12 protein-coding genes are annotated in these 14,099 nt (G+C 73.4%); 7 read left to right on the forward strand and 5 right to left on the reverse strand.

Features of this window, described 5'->3' with window-relative positions; all coding sequences use genetic code 11:
* Positions 1 to 4: 4 nt before the first annotated feature.
* The 4 genes from ACFC0Z_RS00115 to ACFC0Z_RS00130 all read right to left on the reverse strand — a co-directional run bounded on the left by ACFC0Z_RS00115 (position 5) and on the right by ACFC0Z_RS00130 (position 4,746).
* On the reverse strand, positions 5 to 1,216 hold the full coding sequence (locus tag ACFC0Z_RS00115) for a C40 family peptidase (RefSeq protein ID WP_376431058.1): 1,212 nt from the start codon (positions 1,214 to 1,216) through the stop codon (positions 5 to 7).
* Positions 1,217 to 1,381: 165 nt separating this feature from the next.
* The gene (locus ACFC0Z_RS00120) at positions 1,382 to 2,164 is read right to left on the reverse strand and encodes a serine protease (RefSeq protein WP_376431060.1); all 783 of its coding nucleotides are present in this window, start codon (positions 2,162 to 2,164) and stop codon (positions 1,382 to 1,384) included.
* A gap of 149 nt (positions 2,165 to 2,313) precedes the next feature.
* Positions 2,314 to 3,369 (reverse strand): biotin/lipoate A/B protein ligase family protein, encoded by a 1,056-nt coding sequence (locus ACFC0Z_RS00125; RefSeq protein ID WP_376431061.1) that lies wholly within the window; start codon positions 3,367 to 3,369, stop codon positions 2,314 to 2,316.
* A 78-nt stretch (positions 3,370 to 3,447) separates the two neighbouring features.
* Positions 3,448 to 4,746 carry an MFS transporter gene (locus ACFC0Z_RS00130; protein ID WP_376431063.1) on the reverse strand — a complete coding sequence of 433 codons (1,299 nt, stop codon included), beginning with the start codon at positions 4,744 to 4,746 and terminating at the stop codon, positions 3,448 to 3,450.
* Positions 4,747 to 4,881: 135 nt separating this feature from the next.
* On the opposite strand from ACFC0Z_RS00130, the gene ACFC0Z_RS00135 reads away from it, so the two are divergent.
* The 5 genes from ACFC0Z_RS00135 to ACFC0Z_RS00155 all read left to right on the forward strand — a co-directional run bounded on the left by ACFC0Z_RS00135 (position 4,882) and on the right by ACFC0Z_RS00155 (position 9,588).
* Positions 4,882 to 5,205 carry a rhodanese-like domain-containing protein gene (locus tag ACFC0Z_RS00135; protein WP_376431065.1) on the forward strand — a complete coding sequence of 108 codons (324 nt, stop codon included), beginning with the start codon at positions 4,882 to 4,884 and terminating at the stop codon, positions 5,203 to 5,205.
* A 101-nt stretch (positions 5,206 to 5,306) separates the two neighbouring features.
* Positions 5,307 to 6,695: a rhodanese-like domain-containing protein gene (locus ACFC0Z_RS00140; RefSeq protein WP_376431067.1), complete on the forward strand. Its 1,389-nt coding sequence runs from the start codon at positions 5,307 to 5,309 to the stop codon at positions 6,693 to 6,695.
* Between the two features lie 167 nt (positions 6,696 to 6,862).
* On the forward strand, positions 6,863 to 7,444 hold the full coding sequence (locus ACFC0Z_RS00145; protein WP_376431068.1) for a rhodanese-like domain-containing protein: 582 nt from the start codon (positions 6,863 to 6,865) through the stop codon (positions 7,442 to 7,444).
* Positions 7,441 to 8,334, forward strand: a complete 894-nt coding sequence (locus tag ACFC0Z_RS00150) for a sulfite exporter TauE/SafE family protein (RefSeq protein WP_376431070.1) — start codon at positions 7,441 to 7,443, stop codon at positions 8,332 to 8,334. The genes ACFC0Z_RS00145 and ACFC0Z_RS00150 overlap by 4 nt, the downstream gene beginning before the upstream one ends.
* 141 nt (positions 8,335 to 8,475) lie before the next feature.
* On the forward strand, positions 8,476 to 9,588 hold the full coding sequence (locus ACFC0Z_RS00155; RefSeq protein WP_376431072.1) for a PP2C family protein-serine/threonine phosphatase: 1,113 nt from the start codon (positions 8,476 to 8,478) through the stop codon (positions 9,586 to 9,588).
* 16 nt (positions 9,589 to 9,604) lie between these two features.
* Here ACFC0Z_RS00155 and ACFC0Z_RS00160 read toward each other — a convergent pair whose 3' ends face one another.
* Positions 9,605 to 11,524, reverse strand: a complete 1,920-nt coding sequence (locus tag ACFC0Z_RS00160) for a vWA domain-containing protein (protein ID WP_376431074.1) — start codon at positions 11,522 to 11,524, stop codon at positions 9,605 to 9,607.
* A 165-nt stretch (positions 11,525 to 11,689) separates the two neighbouring features.
* On the opposite strand from ACFC0Z_RS00160, the gene ACFC0Z_RS00165 reads away from it, so the two are divergent.
* A complete protein-coding gene (locus ACFC0Z_RS00165) occupies positions 11,690 to 12,562 on the forward strand; it encodes an inositol monophosphatase family protein (protein WP_376431076.1) in 873 nt (290 codons plus the stop codon).
* Positions 12,563 to 12,663: 101 nt separating this feature from the next.
* Positions 12,664 to 14,067, forward strand: coding sequence for a phytoene desaturase family protein (locus ACFC0Z_RS00170; RefSeq protein ID WP_376433382.1), 1,404 nt, complete (start codon positions 12,664 to 12,666; stop codon positions 14,065 to 14,067).
* Positions 14,068 to 14,099: the final 32 nt, after the last annotated feature.

Consider the following 14,099-nt stretch of genomic DNA (forward strand, 5'->3'; position numbering starts at 1 on the left):
AGGATCAGCAGTCGGGGATGACGACGCCGTTGTTGTCCCTGGCCTGGTCGTTCCCCCAGCGGGAGAGGTAGAAGGCGGACACCCACTGACCCGCCGCCCCGCTGTCGGGATCGGTCTTCAGCCACCAGTGGTTGTAGTTGTCGCCGTCGCTGACGTTCCGCCCCCAGGACTTGCAGTACACGTAGTTGGTGCCCTGGTAGAGGGTGCCACTGGCCGACGTGTTGGTGGGGGAGGGGTAGACGGAGGCGTTGGCGAACGTGTCCACCCAGTACTTGCCGGTGGGCGCCGGAGTGGACGGGCCCGTGGTGCCGCCCGGGCAGTCCGGGATCACCGTGCCGTTGTTGTCCTTGGCCTGGTCGTTGCCCCAGCGGGAGAGGTAGAAGGCCGAGACCCACTGGCCCGACGGACCGCTGTCGGGGTCGGTCCTGAGCCACCAGTGGTTGTACGAGCCGCCGGAGCTGACGTTCCGTCCCCAGGCCTTGCAGTACACGTAGTTGGTGCCCTGGTAGAGGGTGCCGGTCGCGGTCGTGCTGGTGGGGGAGGAGTAGACGGAGGCGTTGGCGAAGGTGTCCACCCAGTACTTGCCGGTGGAGGCCGGCGGGGCCGGGACGGGCTCGGGGTCGGGCATCGGCGTGGTGGTGGAGCCGCCGTTGCCGTCGTAGAGCCGGATGGCGCCGTAGTAGTCGTCGTGCGAGGAGAGCGCGACCACGCGGACGTACCCGCCGGAGTACGGCGCCTCGACGATGTAGCCCTGCCCGAGGTAGAGGGCCACGTGGTGGATGGAGGACGCCGTGTCGCCGAAGAAGACCACGTCACCGGGGACGAGCGGCGCGGTGCCCTCGGACCGGGAGAAGCGGTCCACCGCTCGTGAACTGGTCCACTGCGTACGCGAGGTGCCGTTGAGGACGTCGGTGCCGACGGCCAGGTAGTAGGCGTACCGGACGAGGCCGGAGCAGTCGAGCCCCCTCACGTTGCAGTCGTTGGGGGCGCCGTTGGCCGGGTCGCAGAGTCCGTACGAGGGGCCGGGCCTGGAACCGTGCCCGCCGCCCCAGGAGTACGGCGTCCCGATCTGCGCGCACGCCGAGTTGACGGCGGCGACGGCCTGGGACGCGGCGCCGGAGGCGAGCACGGCACAGGAGGGGGCGGCCTGGGCGGGGGCGGTGGTGCCGGGGGCGGCGAGGAACAAGGAGGCCAGGATGCCGACGAGTGCGGCCATCCGGGCGACAACCGTCCAGCGGGGGCGGTGAGTTACGCGCGTAGACAATGAACGGACCTCAAGGGTGTGAAATTCCGTCAGATGGTGAGGGGGGATGGCGAAGACCATCGCACCTATCCGGCCACGGACACAAGACCCCGAGTGGATCTCTTCTCCGGGCGCCGCTCAGACGCCCGCTCGCCCGATCCAGCCGAGGTAGGAGGAGACACGGGTGTTCACCGCCGGACTCTCGGTCGCGCACCCCTTCCCGTACGAGACGAGCCCGACGACGTACGGCCGTCCGGCGACCCGGTGCACGAGCGGGCCGCCGGAGTCGTACAGGCAGGTGTCGCGGCCCGGGGAGTACGTGCAGAGCTGCTGCCCGGTGACGGCGGTCATGCCCCGCGCCACGCAGGCCGCGTTGCTCATCGTGTCGAGCGCGACGACCCGCAGGACGTCGGAGGTGCCGCCCCCGTAGGAGGTCGCTCCCCAGCCGGGCGCCTCGACCCGCACGCGGTCCAGGGACCCGGACGCGGACGGGTCCGGGAGCCCGGCCGGGCTCACGTCCCGGGTGTACGCGACCGGGCGGGCGAGCCGTACGAGCGCGATGTCGTTCCGCTGGGCGGCCGGGTCGTAGCCGGGGTGGACGAGGAATCGTTCCGGCGAGGCGAGCACGGCGTTCGGCGAGTCCTTCCGCACGGTCAGGTCGTGGTCGCCGAGCAGCACCCCGACCCGCGCCGTGTCGGCGTACGACCCGGTGAGGCAGTGCGCGGCGGTCAGCACGTACCGCTCCGAGACGAGCACCCCGCCGCACATCACCCGCCGCTGTTCGAGGTCGACGAGCCCGGCCATGAACGGGTACTGGTGCGGGACGGCCTCCTGCCCGCCGACGACGGCCCGGGCGGACCCCGCGCCGGCCGGCCCGGCGGCGAGCACCGCCCCCGCGACCGCGGCCACGAACCGTCGCATCGGTCCCACGGAATCTCCCCACGCACGGCAACGGTCGTCCCGGACCGGAATCCGCGCGCCTCCCTGCGGAGACGTTTCCTCAGGCCCGTCCCGACTTCAACGACCAAGCCGGGACGAGGTCACTCCGGGGCACCCCCATGGCGCCCGCCCTACGGCACCCGCGCCGTCCACTCCGCCGTGCCGAACTTCTCCTCCGCGAGCGCCTTCGCGCGCGTCAGCTCGTCCTCCGTGACGACGCCCTCCGTCAGGCCGTACCGGCCCCGGAAGGAGGCGATCATCCGGTCGATGACGGCCTCGCGCGGCAGGCCCGTCTGCCGGCGCAGCGGGTCGACCCGCTTCTTCGCGCTCTTCGTGCCCTTGTCGGAGAGCTTCTCGCGGCCGATGCGGAGCACCTCCGTCATCTTGTCCGCGTCGATGTCGTACGCCATCGTCACGTGGTGCAGGACCGCGCCCTCGCCCGCCACCATCCTCTTCTGCGCCGCGCCCGCGATCTTCCCGGCCTCCGTCGCGATGTCGTTGAGGGGCTGGTACCAGGCCTTGATCCCCATGTCGCCGAGCGCGCCGAGCACCCAGTCGTCCAGATAGGCGTAGCTGTCGGTGAAGGAGAGCCCCTGCACGAGCGCGTCGGGCACGGAGAGGGAGTACGTGATGGTGTTGCCCGGCTCGATGAACATGGCGCCGCCGCCGCTGATCCGGCGCACCACCTGGATGCCGTGGCGCTCCGCCGCCTCCGGGTCGACCTCGTTGCGCAGGGACTGGAAGCTGCCGATGACCACCGCCGGGGCGCCCCACTCCCAGACCCGCAGGGTCGGCGGGCGGCGGCCGGCCGCGACCTCGGCGGTCAGGACCTCGTCGAGCGCCATGTGGAGGGCTGGGGAGCGCGGCGACTCGTGGATGAGCTGCCAGTCGTAGTCCGTCCAGTCCGTGGCGTGCGCGAGGGCCCGCCGGACCGCGACCCCGACGCCCTCGGACGTCAGGCCGTACATCTGCGTGCCCGCCGGCAGCGCCGCGTCGATCCGCGCCGCGAGCCCCGCGGCGTCGGTGTCGGCCGGGGCGCCCCCCAGGGCGCGGTCGATGGCGAGGATCGCCTCGTCGGGCTCCAGGAAGAAGTCCCCGGCCACCCGGACGTTCCGGAGGACGGCGTCCTCGACGTCCAGGTCGACGACGACGAGCTTCTCGCCGGGGGCCTTGTACTCACCGTGCACCGCTTCGTTCCCTTCCTGGGGTGTGTCGACGGGGACAGATCCCTGCATACCGTCCCTTGCACTGTAGGACAGCCGCCCTCAGGCGCGGGGCCGGTCGGTCATCCAGCGGGCGGCGAGGAGGCCCGAGAGTGCCGTGAGGGCGGCCGCGGCGAGGACGGTGGCGCCGAGGCCCAGCGCGTCGGCGAGGACCCCGGCGACCAGGGCGCCCGCCGCGTACCCGATGTCACGCCAGAACCGGTACGTGCCGAGCGCGTGGGCCCGCCAGGAGGGGTGGGCGTGGTCGGAGACGGAGGCGATGAGCGCCGGGTAGACGAGCGCGGTGCCGAGACCGAGGCCGACGGCGGAGAGGACCCCGGCGAGCAGGGGGCGGTCGAGGAGCAGGAGGGCGAGCAGCAGGGCCGCCGCCTGGACCAGCATGCCCGTCACGACGAGCGGTTTGCGGCCGACGCGGTCGGCGAGGTGGCCGGCGGGGATCTGGCCGAGGCCCCACAGCAGCGGGTAGAGCCCCTTGATCAGGCCGATGGCCGCGATGCCGAGGCCGTGGTCGGCGAAGAGCAGCGGGAAGACGCCCCAGGTCAGGCCGTCGTTGAGGTTGTTGACCAGCCCTGCCTGGCCGGCCCCGCGCAGGGAGCGGTCACGCCATGACGTACGGGCGAAGGTCTCCTTGAAGGACGGCCTGGCGTCCGTCTCGCCGTGCGGGGGCGCCGGGTGGCGGGCGAGTTCGAGGGCCAGGTGGGCGGCGGTGTCCTTGGCCAGGAGGGACAGGCCGAGCCCCGCGGCGAGGAAGACCACGCCGACGAGCTCGGGCGCGGGCCGCAGCCCGTACTGGGTGGCGAGGTAGCCGGTGAGCAGGGCCGTGGCGCCGACGGAGACGTAACCGGCGGCCTCGTTGAGCCCGGTGGCGAGTCCCCGGCGGGCGGGTCCCACGAGGTCGATCTTCATGTTGACGGTCATCGACCAGGTCAGCCCCTGGTTGACGCCGAGGAGGACGTTCGCGGCCACGATCCACCACCAGGACGGGGCCCAGGCGAGGACGAACGGCACGGGGAGGCCGATCACCCAGCCGGCCAGGAGCAGCTGCCTGCGCCGGAAGCGGGCGGTGAGGACACCGGCGGCGAGGTTCGTGAGGGCCTTGGCGAGGCCGAAGGCGACGATGAACGAGAAGACGGCGAGGTTGCCCGCGAGCCCGAAGACCTCGGTGCCGATCAGCGGGACCGTCGTCCGTTCGAGACCGACCAGCGCCCCGACCGCCGCCGTGACCAGGACGAGCAGGACGAACTGCCCCCGGTTCTCCCGGAGCCCGAGCCGGACTGTGCCCGGGTGGGTGCCCGGGTCGGCGCCCGGGACGGGTCGCGTCGTCGTGGTGTGGCTGTACATGCAGCTCACCATACCCCTGGGGGTATGAGAGTGCTGTGATGCAGGATACCTAGGGGGGTATTTGACGCGGCCTTCCGACTCTGTCTAAAGTCCATGTCATAAGTACCCCGGGGGGTATCCGAAAGAGTGATCTTCATGCGTGAAGTGGATCTGGACGCCTTCGCGTCCGAGCTGGCGAAGGGTGCCTTCGCCATCGACGTACGAGAGCCGGACGAGTTCGCGGCGGGCCACGTGCCGGGAGTCCGGACCGCACCGCTCTCCGAACTGGGTGCCCACCTCGCCGCGCTGCCCGCCGACCGGCCCGTCTACGTCATCTGCGCGAGCGGCAACCGGAGCGCCTGGGCCGCCGAGCACCTGGAGGCCGCCGGCTTCGCCGCGCTCTCCGTCGCGGGCGGCACCTCCGGCTGGGTCCGCACAGGCCGCCCGGTCGTCCGCGGCGCGGAGGCCCACGCCGCCTGACCGCACACCCGGGCCGCCTGAACGGGCGCCCGCCGCCTGACCCGCAGTTCCCCCTCCCGCAGGGCCCCGCCCTGCGCGTGCCTTCCCTCGAAAGGATCGCCGTGTTCTTCGCTCAGTACTACCTCGACTGCCTCTCCCAGGCCTCGTACATGATCGGCGACGAGAAGACCGGTCAGGCCGTGGTCGTCGACCCGCGCCGGGACGTCTCGGAGTACCTCGCCGACGCCCGGGCCCACGGCTTCACCGTCGTCGGCGTGATCAACACGCACTTCCACGCGGACTTCGTCGCCGGACACCTGGAGATGGCGGCCGAGACGGGCGCCTGGATCGGCTACGGCTCGCGCGCCGAGACCGAGTACCCGATCCGGCACCTCGCCGAGGGCGAGCGGATCGCCCTGGGCGACGTGGTCCTGGAGGTCATGGAGACCCCCGGGCACACCCCGGAGTCGATCAGCGTCCTGGTGTACGAGCGGGCCGAGGACACCGTCCCGTACGGCGTGCTGACCGGCGACGCGCTCTTCATCGGCGACGTCGGCCGCCCCGACCTCCTCGCCTCCGTCGGCGTCACCGCCGAGGAGCTGGGCGCCATGCTCCACGACAGCGTCCAGAACAAGCTGATGGGCCTGCCGGACGAGGTCCGCGTCTTCCCCGCCCACGGCGCCGGATCCGCCTGCGGCAAGAACCTCTCGACGGAGAAGTCCTCCACGATCGGCGACCAGCGGGCCACCAACTACGCCTGCGCGCCGATGGGCCGCGAGGAGTTCGTCGCCCTCGTCACCGCCGGACAGTCGGCGGCACCGGGGTACTTCGCCTACGACGCCGACCTCAACCGCAAGGACCGCACCCTGTACGACGCGACCGTCGCGGCCCGGCCGCTCTCGCTCGACGGGTTCGGCGAGCTGCGCGCCGGGGGAGCGGTCGTCGTCGACGCCCGCGACCCGCAGGAGTTCGCCGCCGGACACCTGGCCGGCGCGGTGAACATCCCGGCCGACGGCCGCTTCGCCGAGCAGGCCGGCACGGTCCTGGACCCGGCGGACGAGATCCTCGTCATGGCCCCGCAGAACCGGGAGGAGGAGGTCGTCACCCGCCTCGCCCGCATCGGCTTCGACCGGGTCGTGGGCTACGTCCGCAACCCCGAGGACGCCCTGCGCGTGATGGCCGACGAGGTCGCCCCCGCCAGCCGGATCACCGCCGCGCACCTCAAGGCGGCCCTCGCCGGGGACAACCCGCCCCTGGTGGTGGACGTGCGCACCTGCGGCGAGCGCGAGGCGAACGGGTTCATCCCCGAGGCGCTGCACATCCCGCTGAGCGAGCTGCCCGCCCGCGCCGGCGAGCTGCCCGCCGACCGGCCGCTGGTCCTGCACTGCGCGGGCGGCCACCGCTCCTCCATCGCCGCCAGCCTGCTCCGCCACCGCGGCTTCCGCGACGTCTCCGACATCCTCGGCGGCTGGGCCGCCTGGGCCCTCGCGGCGGAGCCCGCGGCCGTCTGACGGCCCCAGACCGCCGGCCGGGCACGGACGGGACCCCCACCGTCCGTCCCGCGCCGGCCCCGGCGGGGGCCGGAGGCCGCACTGCCTCCGTCCCCCGCCCCCTCTCTCTTCCTCTCCCCATCCCTTCCCCTCGCCCCTTCCCCTCCCTTTCCTCCCGGAGAAACCGCATGAGCGCCGAGCGCACCGTCCAGTCGATCAGCCCCGCCGTCCTGCTCCGCCTCGTCCAGGAGGGCCGCGCCCCGCGCCTGCTCGACGTCCGCACCCCCGGCGAGTTCCGTACCGTCCACATCGCCGGCTCGTACAACGTCCCCCTGCACACCCTGCGCGAGCACCGCGCCGAGCTGCGGTCCCACCTGGACGAGGAGGTCGTGCTCGTCTGCCGCTCCGGGCAGCGGGCCCGCGAGGCCGAGAAGGCCCTCGCCGAGGCCGGCCTGCCGAACCTCCGCGTCCTCGAAGGCGGCATGACCGCCTGGGAGGCCGTCTCGGCCCCCGTGGAGCGGGGCGCCGAGCGCTGGGACATGGAGCGTCAGGTCCGCCTGGTCGCGGGCTCGATCGTGCTCGCCACCGGCCTGGTGGGCGTCTTCGTCCCCGGCGCCCACCTCATCGGCACGGCCGTCGGCGCCGGCCTCACCTACGCCGCCCTCAGCAACACCTGTGCCATGGGCGTCCTGCTCTCCAAGCTCCCCTACAACCGCGGCCCCCGGACCGACGTCCGCACCGTGATCGCGGAGCTGCGGAGCGCGTCGTGACCGCGCTGATCGTCGCGGTCTCGCTCCTCATCGGCGTCAGCCTGGGCATCCTCGGCGGCGGAGGCTCGATCCTCACCGTCCCGATCCTGGTCTACCTGGCCGGGCAGGACACCAAGGAGGCCATCGCCACCTCGCTGTTCGTCGTCGGCGTCACCAGCCTCGCCGCCCTCGTCCCGCACGCCCGGGCCCACCGGGTCCGCTGGAGGACCGGACTGCTCTTCGGCGCCTTCAGCATGGTCGGCGCGTACGGCGGCGGCCGGCTCGCCGAGTACATCCCCGGCACCGTCCTGCTCGTCGCGTTCGCGCTGATGATGCTCGCCACCGCCTACGCGATGCTCCGCAAGCCGCGTGACGGGGCGCGGAAGAAGACCCGGCCGGACCACGGCGACCTGCCGCTCAAGCACATCGCGGTCGAGGGCCTGGTCGTCGGCGCCGTGACCGGCCTGGTCGGTTCCGGCGGCGGGTTCCTCGTGGTTCCGGCCCTGGCCATCCTGGGCGGACTGCCGATGGGGATCGCCGTGGGCACCTCGCTCCTGGTCATCGCGATGAAGTCCTTCGCCGGACTCGCCGGGCACCTCAACGGCGTCTCCATCGACTGGGGCCTCGCCGTCACGGTCACGGTGGCGGCGGTCGCCGGCAGCCTCGTCGGCGCGCGTCTCGCGGGCCGCATCCCCCAGGACGCGCTGCGCAAGGCGTTCGGCTGGTTCGTCGTGGTGATGGGCGTCTTCGTCCTGGCCCAGCAGCTCGACCCCGCCGTCTGGACCCACCCCGCCACCTCGGCGGTGCTCGGAGCAGCCGTGAGCGCCGTGATCGTCAGCCGGATCTGCGCGCGCAGGACGGCGGACCTGCGGCCGGTGCCCCGCACCCACCAGGACCCGGCACTGAAATAGGCCGGGACGGGAACAGGCCGGGGCGGGAACAGGCGGGACGGGATCGGGCGAGGACGGGCCTTACGCCTCTGCCGGGGCGCGGTAGCCGGTGCGTACGGTGCAAGGGAGCCGGAGGGGGCAGCCGACCAGAGGAGCAGCACGATGACCCCGCCGCCCCTGCCCCGCCCGACACCCCCGCCCCGCCCGACCGCCGACAAGGCGGCCTCGATCGGCCGCGCGCTGCCCTTCCTGGTCCTGCTCGTCGCCGTGGTGGCCGACCTGGCCACCACGGACGCCCACCGCCTCGACCGCCTCCTCTTCGCGGTCCCCGCGCTCGCGGCGGTCGCGTGGGGACCGGTCGCGACGGCCGGGACCGGCCTGATCGCCACCGCGGCGACACTCGCCCTCTACGTCGGCCGGTCGGGATTCGAGAACCTCGGCTTCCCCTACTCCACCGTCGTCGCCCTGCTCCTGCTGACCCTGGTGTCGGCGGGCTCCAGCGCGCTCAGGGAGCGCCGGGAACGACAGCTCCGGCAGGTCGGAGCCATCGCCGACACCACCCAGCGGGCCGTGCAGCGACCCCTGCCGTCCCGGCTCGGCGGGACCGATCTGCACCTGCTGTACGAGGCGTCCGCCCGAGGGGCCCGCGTCGGCGGCGACTTCCACCAGGCAGTGCCGGTCCCGGGCGGGGTGCGGCTCATGGTGGGGGACGTGCAGGGCAAGGGCCTGGGCGCGGTGGAGGCGTCGGCGCTCCTCCTCGGTTCGTTCCGGGAGTCCGCGTACACCGCCGACGACCTGCCGGAGGTCGCCCGCCGCCTCGACGCCACCATGCGCCGGCACGGCGAACTCTGCCCCGACTCCGAGGCGGCGGAACGCTTCGCCACGGTCCTGCTCGTCGAGATCCCCGACGACGGGGCCGTCGCCCGGGTCCTGAGCTGCGGCCACCCCGCGCCGCTCGTCCAGCACGACGGCCAGGTCACCACCGTGCCCCTCCCGGACCCGGCGCTCCCCGTCAACCTGCCGGGCCTCGCGAACGACGAGTTCGACGTCGTCGAGATCCCCTTCGCCCCCGCCGACCGGCTGCTCCTCTTCACCGACGGCGTCAGCGAGACGCGCGACGCCGCGGGGGACTTCTACCCCCTGGAGGACCGAGCGAGGTCCTGGGCGGCCCACCCCGCGGACGAGGTCCTCCCGCTCCTGGGCGACGACCTGACCCGCCACGCCTCCGGCGCTCTCACCGACGACACCACGGCGGTCCTTGCCGTACGCCGCTGAGCGGTTGCCCGGCGCGTCACCCCTGGGATGCCCGGGTGCCGCGTCGGCGCCGTCGCCACGCGGCGAAGGAGGACCCGACCGTGACGAGGAGCAGGGCGACCAGACCGAGCGACCGCGTCGAGGCCGCACCGGACTCCGCCAGTTCCTCCCCGTCGCCGCCGGGCCCGCCCCCGGGCCCGGGCGCCGAATGTGTCGGTCCGGGTGCCGGCTCCGTCGAGGACGGCGTGGGCGTGGGCGTGGACGAGGTGGTGGGCTCCGGAGAGGTGGGCGTGGGCGTGGGCGTCGGCGTGGGCTCCGTCGGAGTCGGAGTCGGAGTCGGGGTCGGGGTCGGGGTCGGCGGGATCGGGCGGTTGTGGACGACGCAGCTCACCGCCGCCAGACGCGGCACGTCCACGGTGAAGCCGGGAGCGGACCCCGTCCCCGTGTTCGTGACGGCGACCGGCCGGCCGTCGTCGAGGTTGGTGCACACGGCGTTCCTCGCCCCCTGGGTGACGAGCTCGAAACCGGGCTGCTGGACCTCGGCGACGGTGACGTCCGCCCCCGTGGTCCCCGCCGGGTAGACCGGCCTGAAGACGACACCGCCCGTCCCGTCGTCCACCGTGGTCGCGGAGTCCGGCAGCCCGCCGACCCCGGCCGTGGTGGTCGAGGCGTCGAACTGCCACCCCTCGCCCGCCGGTTCCGCGCCGGTGACGTCCTCGCCCTCCCGGTCCTCGGGCACGATCTGCTTGATCACGGACAGCGTGCCCTCGCACTGGGCCAGCGCCATGTTCCGCAGGGCCTCGCCCGCCGCGGTGAAGTCGGTCGTCTGGTAGTAGTCGGCGGTCTGCGGAGCCGGAGCCGCCGGATCGAAGGCCTCAGCCCCCGAGATCGCCTTCAGGTTGATCCCCGAGATCCCTTCGACGCCCTTGCCGACGCCGACGGCGACGATCCTCGCTCCTTCCGCCTTCACCGCGTTGGCGGAGAAGATCCCGCCCTCGACGTCCGCGAAGTGGGTGTTGCTGCCGTCGCCCGTGTACGGCTTGCCGAACCGTGTGGGGTTGCCGTCCGTGAGGACGACCACCAGGTCGTACGAGGGGGCCGACCGTGCGACCGCGTTCAGGGCCTGGTCCCAGTTCGTCCCCGAGCCGAGGGTCCACCCCTGGTACAGGTCCTTGAACGCCTGCGCGCCCTCCTTCGTCGAGACCGGCATGAGCGCGGGATGGTTGACGGTGCCCGTGCTGGGCGAGTTCCGGTCGAAGGAGAACAGCGCGAGCCGGGAAGGCGTCCCGGTGAGTGTGTCCGTCAGCTTGTCCGTGGCCGCCTTGAGGTCCGGCAGCGCACTGCCGACCGACGAGGACAGGTCGAGGACCACCGCCACGTCCAGGCCGCACGCCGACGGCAGGGGCGGGTTGACGCGCGACTGCTGCCAGATCCCGCGGGAGGCCACGTACGGCACCGCCGCCCAGTCCGAACTCCGCATGAAGTCCGTGAGCGAGGAGTACGTCTCCCCGCCGGTGAGGGCGGGCGTCCGGAACTGGTACGGGGACTCCGTCGAACCCGAACCGTTGCCCTTGCCCGTACGCAGCGACGGGTTGACGAACCAGCCCGCCGGGACCCCGTCGGGCAGCTGGCGCACCCAGAACCGCGCCCCGGCGTTCGCGCCGCCGCTCCCCGTGTCCGGGACGGTGAAGCCGCAGTCCCCGTCCGCGTCGGAGGTGCACCGCGCCCAGGCGGCGGCGACCGGCTGGGTGTCGGTCTCGTTCGCGAAAAGGGCGAGCGTCACTCCGGCGAGGGGAGTGACGTCCATGTCACCCGTTCTGTCCCCTCCGGTCCGCACGGTGATCACCGACGTGCCGGCGGCGGGTGCCGGGACGTCGGCCCTCGCTCCGGGCGCCGACACGCCGGAGAGGGTGAGGGCGGCAGCGGCCAGGGCGAGGCGACGGCGTTGCGGACGCATGGATTCGTCTCCAGGGAGGGAAGCACACCGGATCCGTAATGTACCCATACATCCTTTATGTTCTTCACATCCTCACGGAGGGGCGCGTCGGGTGCCGGTCGGCGGCTGCCGATAAGGGGTGGATGCCGCGTTCCCGTCGTCATGTGGACGTGCTTAGCTGGAAGCATGATCGAAGACTTCCTTGAGCACGTCCTCGGCGGCCGGACGACCGAGGTCGAGGAGGCGGTCCGCAAGGCGGCCGCCGCCGAGATCATGCCGCGCTTCCGGCAGCTCGCCGAGCACGAGATCCTGCAGAAGAACGGGCCGCACGACCTCGTCACCGTCGCCGACCGGGGCGCCGAGGCCCATCTCACCGCCGCCCTGACCGCGCTCCTGCCCGGCTCGGTCGTCGTCGGCGAGGAGGCGGTCCACGCCGACCCGTCGGTGTACGAGGCGCTGCGCGGCGACGCGCCCGTCTGGATCGTCGACCCCGTCGACGGGACCCGCCAGTTCGTCCACGGCGACCCCGGGTTCTGCACCCTCGTCGCCCTCGCCCGGCGCGGCGAGCTCCTCGCCTCCTGGACCTTCGCCCCCGCCCTGGACCAGATGGCCGTGGCCGTGCGCGGGCGCGGTGCCACGCTCAACGGCGAGGCGATCCGGTCCGGTTCGCCGAAGCCCGGCGAGGTCCTGGAGGTCGCCACCTCCCACCCCGACTACACGACGCCGGACCAGAAGTGCGCCCTGCTCGGCCTGCGCGTCGAGGGCGTCGCCCCGCGCCCCTGCGGCTCGGCCGGGCTCGAGTACCTCGCGATCGCGCGCGGACTGCTCGCGGGCACCGCGTTCTCCTGGGAGTACGCGTGGGACCACGCCGCCGGACTCCTCCTGGTCGCCGAGGCGGGCGGCGCGCAGACCACCGTCGCCGGGGAGCCGTTCCGCATCACCGGCGGCAACGCCCTGCCGTTCACGGCCGCGCGCGACACGGCGACCGCCGAGCGGATCGTTGCCCTCCTCCGGGGGGAGCTCCGGGGCGAACTCCGGGGCGAACTCCCGGGCGAGTGAGGCGCTCAAGGGCGCTCAAGGGCGCTCAAGGCCCCGGTCCTATCCTGAGGTCCTGAGGCACCGGCTGACGAAGGAGTCCGAAGGTGACGAACAAGACGTCGATGCTCGATGCCGTCGTCGTGGGGGCTGGCCCCAACGGACTCACGGCCGCCGTGGAGTTGGCCCGGCGCGGCTTCTCCGTCGCCGTCTTCGAGGCCGAGTCGACCGTCGGCGGCGGCGCCAGGACCGAGGAGCTCACCCTCCCCGGCTTCCGCCACGACCCCTGCTCCGCCGTCCACCCCCTCGGCGCCGGCTCGCCCGTCTTCAAGACGATGCCGCTCGACCGGTACGGCCTGGAGTGGCTCCACCCCGAACTGCCCATGGCCCACCCGTGGGACGACGGCACCGCCGCCGTCCTCGCCCGCTCCGTCGCCGAGACCGCCGCCTCCTTCGGGCCGTACGACGCGGGCGCGTACCGGCGCCTCGTCGCCCCTTTCCTCGGCACGTGGGACACCCTGGCCCGGGACTTCATGCAGCTCCCGCTCACCGCCCTGCCGGGCGACCCCGTCACCCTCGCCCGCTTCGGCCTGGCCGGACTGCCGCCGTCCACCTGGCTCATGCGCCGCTTCCGCGACGAGAAGGCCCGCGCGCTGTTCGCCGGACTCGTCGGCCACGTCATGGCCCCGCTCGGCGGCATCGGCACCGGAGCCGTCGGTCTCGTCTTCGCGCTCGCCGCGCACGCCGGCGGCTGGCCCATGCCCCGGGGCGGCTCCCAGTCGATCTCCGACGCCCTCACCGCGTACCTCAAGGACCTCGGCGGTGCCGTCCACACCGACTTCGAGGTCAAGCGCCTCGACGACCTCCCCCCGGCCCGCGCCTACGTCTTCGACACCTCGCCCACCGCCCTCGCCCGCATCGCCGGTTTCGGCGGGCACTACGACCACTACCGGTACGGCGCCGCCGCCTTCAAGATCGACTACGCGCTCGACGGCCCCGTCCCGTGGACCGCCGAGGAGGCCCGCCGCGCCGGAACGGTCCAGATCGGCCCCACCGCCGGGGAGATCGGCCTCGCCCTGCGCCAGGCCTCCTCCGGCACCGCCCCCGACGCCCCCTTCCTCATCACCGCCCAGCCCAGCCTCGTCGACCCCTCCCGCGCCCCCGAGGGCAAGCACGTCTTCTGGGCGTACGGGCACGTCCCCAACGGCTGGCGCGGCGACCTCACCGAGGCGATCGAGCGGCAGATCGAGCGCTTCGCCCCCGGCTTCCGCGACCGCGTCCTCGCCCGCGCCACCGCCGGCCCGGCCGAACTCGCCGCCCGCAACGCCAACTACGTCGGCGGCGACATCGCCTGCGGCGCCGCCCGGGGCCTCCAGCTCCTCCTGCGCCCCACCCTCTCCCTCCGCCCCTACGCCACCCCGCACCCGGCCGTCTTCCTCTGCTCCTCCGCCACCCCGCCAGGACCCGGCGTCCACGGCATGTCCGGACACAACGCGGCGAAGGCCGTCTGGCGCCGCCTGCGCGGTTAGGGCCTGTCCGGCGGATCAGGGTCGGACAGGCC

The organism is Streptomyces sp. NPDC056144, from assembly GCF_042264145.1.
In the GTDB taxonomy this organism is placed as follows: Bacteria; Actinomycetota; Actinomycetes; order Streptomycetales; family Streptomycetaceae; genus Streptomyces.

What these genes read in the sequence shown, in the direction of transcription:
- ACFC0Z_RS00120 (WP_376431060.1), bottom strand. Translation starts at nt 2,164, where the DNA reads ATGCGACGGTTCGTGGCCGCGGTCGCGGGGGCGGTGCTCGCCGCCGGG.
- ACFC0Z_RS00135 (WP_376431065.1), top strand. Translation starts at nt 4,882, where the DNA reads ATGCGTGAAGTGGATCTGGACGCCTTCGCGTCCGAGCTGGCGAAGGGT.
- ACFC0Z_RS00155 (WP_376431072.1), top strand. Translation starts at nt 8,476, where the DNA reads ATGACCCCGCCGCCCCTGCCCCGCCCGACACCCCCGCCCCGCCCGACC.
- ACFC0Z_RS00115 (WP_376431058.1), bottom strand. Translation starts at nt 1,216, where the DNA reads ATGGCCGCACTCGTCGGCATCCTGGCCTCCTTGTTCCTCGCCGCCCCC.
- ACFC0Z_RS00170 (WP_376433382.1), top strand. Translation starts at nt 12,664, where the DNA reads ATGCTCGATGCCGTCGTCGTGGGGGCTGGCCCCAACGGACTCACGGCC.
- ACFC0Z_RS00130 (WP_376431063.1), bottom strand. Translation starts at nt 4,746, where the DNA reads ATGTACAGCCACACCACGACGACGCGACCCGTCCCGGGCGCCGACCCG.
- ACFC0Z_RS00145 (WP_376431068.1), top strand. Translation starts at nt 6,863, where the DNA reads ATGAGCGCCGAGCGCACCGTCCAGTCGATCAGCCCCGCCGTCCTGCTC.
- ACFC0Z_RS00160 (WP_376431074.1), bottom strand. Translation starts at nt 11,524, where the DNA reads ATGCGTCCGCAACGCCGTCGCCTCGCCCTGGCCGCTGCCGCCCTCACC.
- ACFC0Z_RS00165 (WP_376431076.1), top strand. Translation starts at nt 11,690, where the DNA reads ATGATCGAAGACTTCCTTGAGCACGTCCTCGGCGGCCGGACGACCGAG.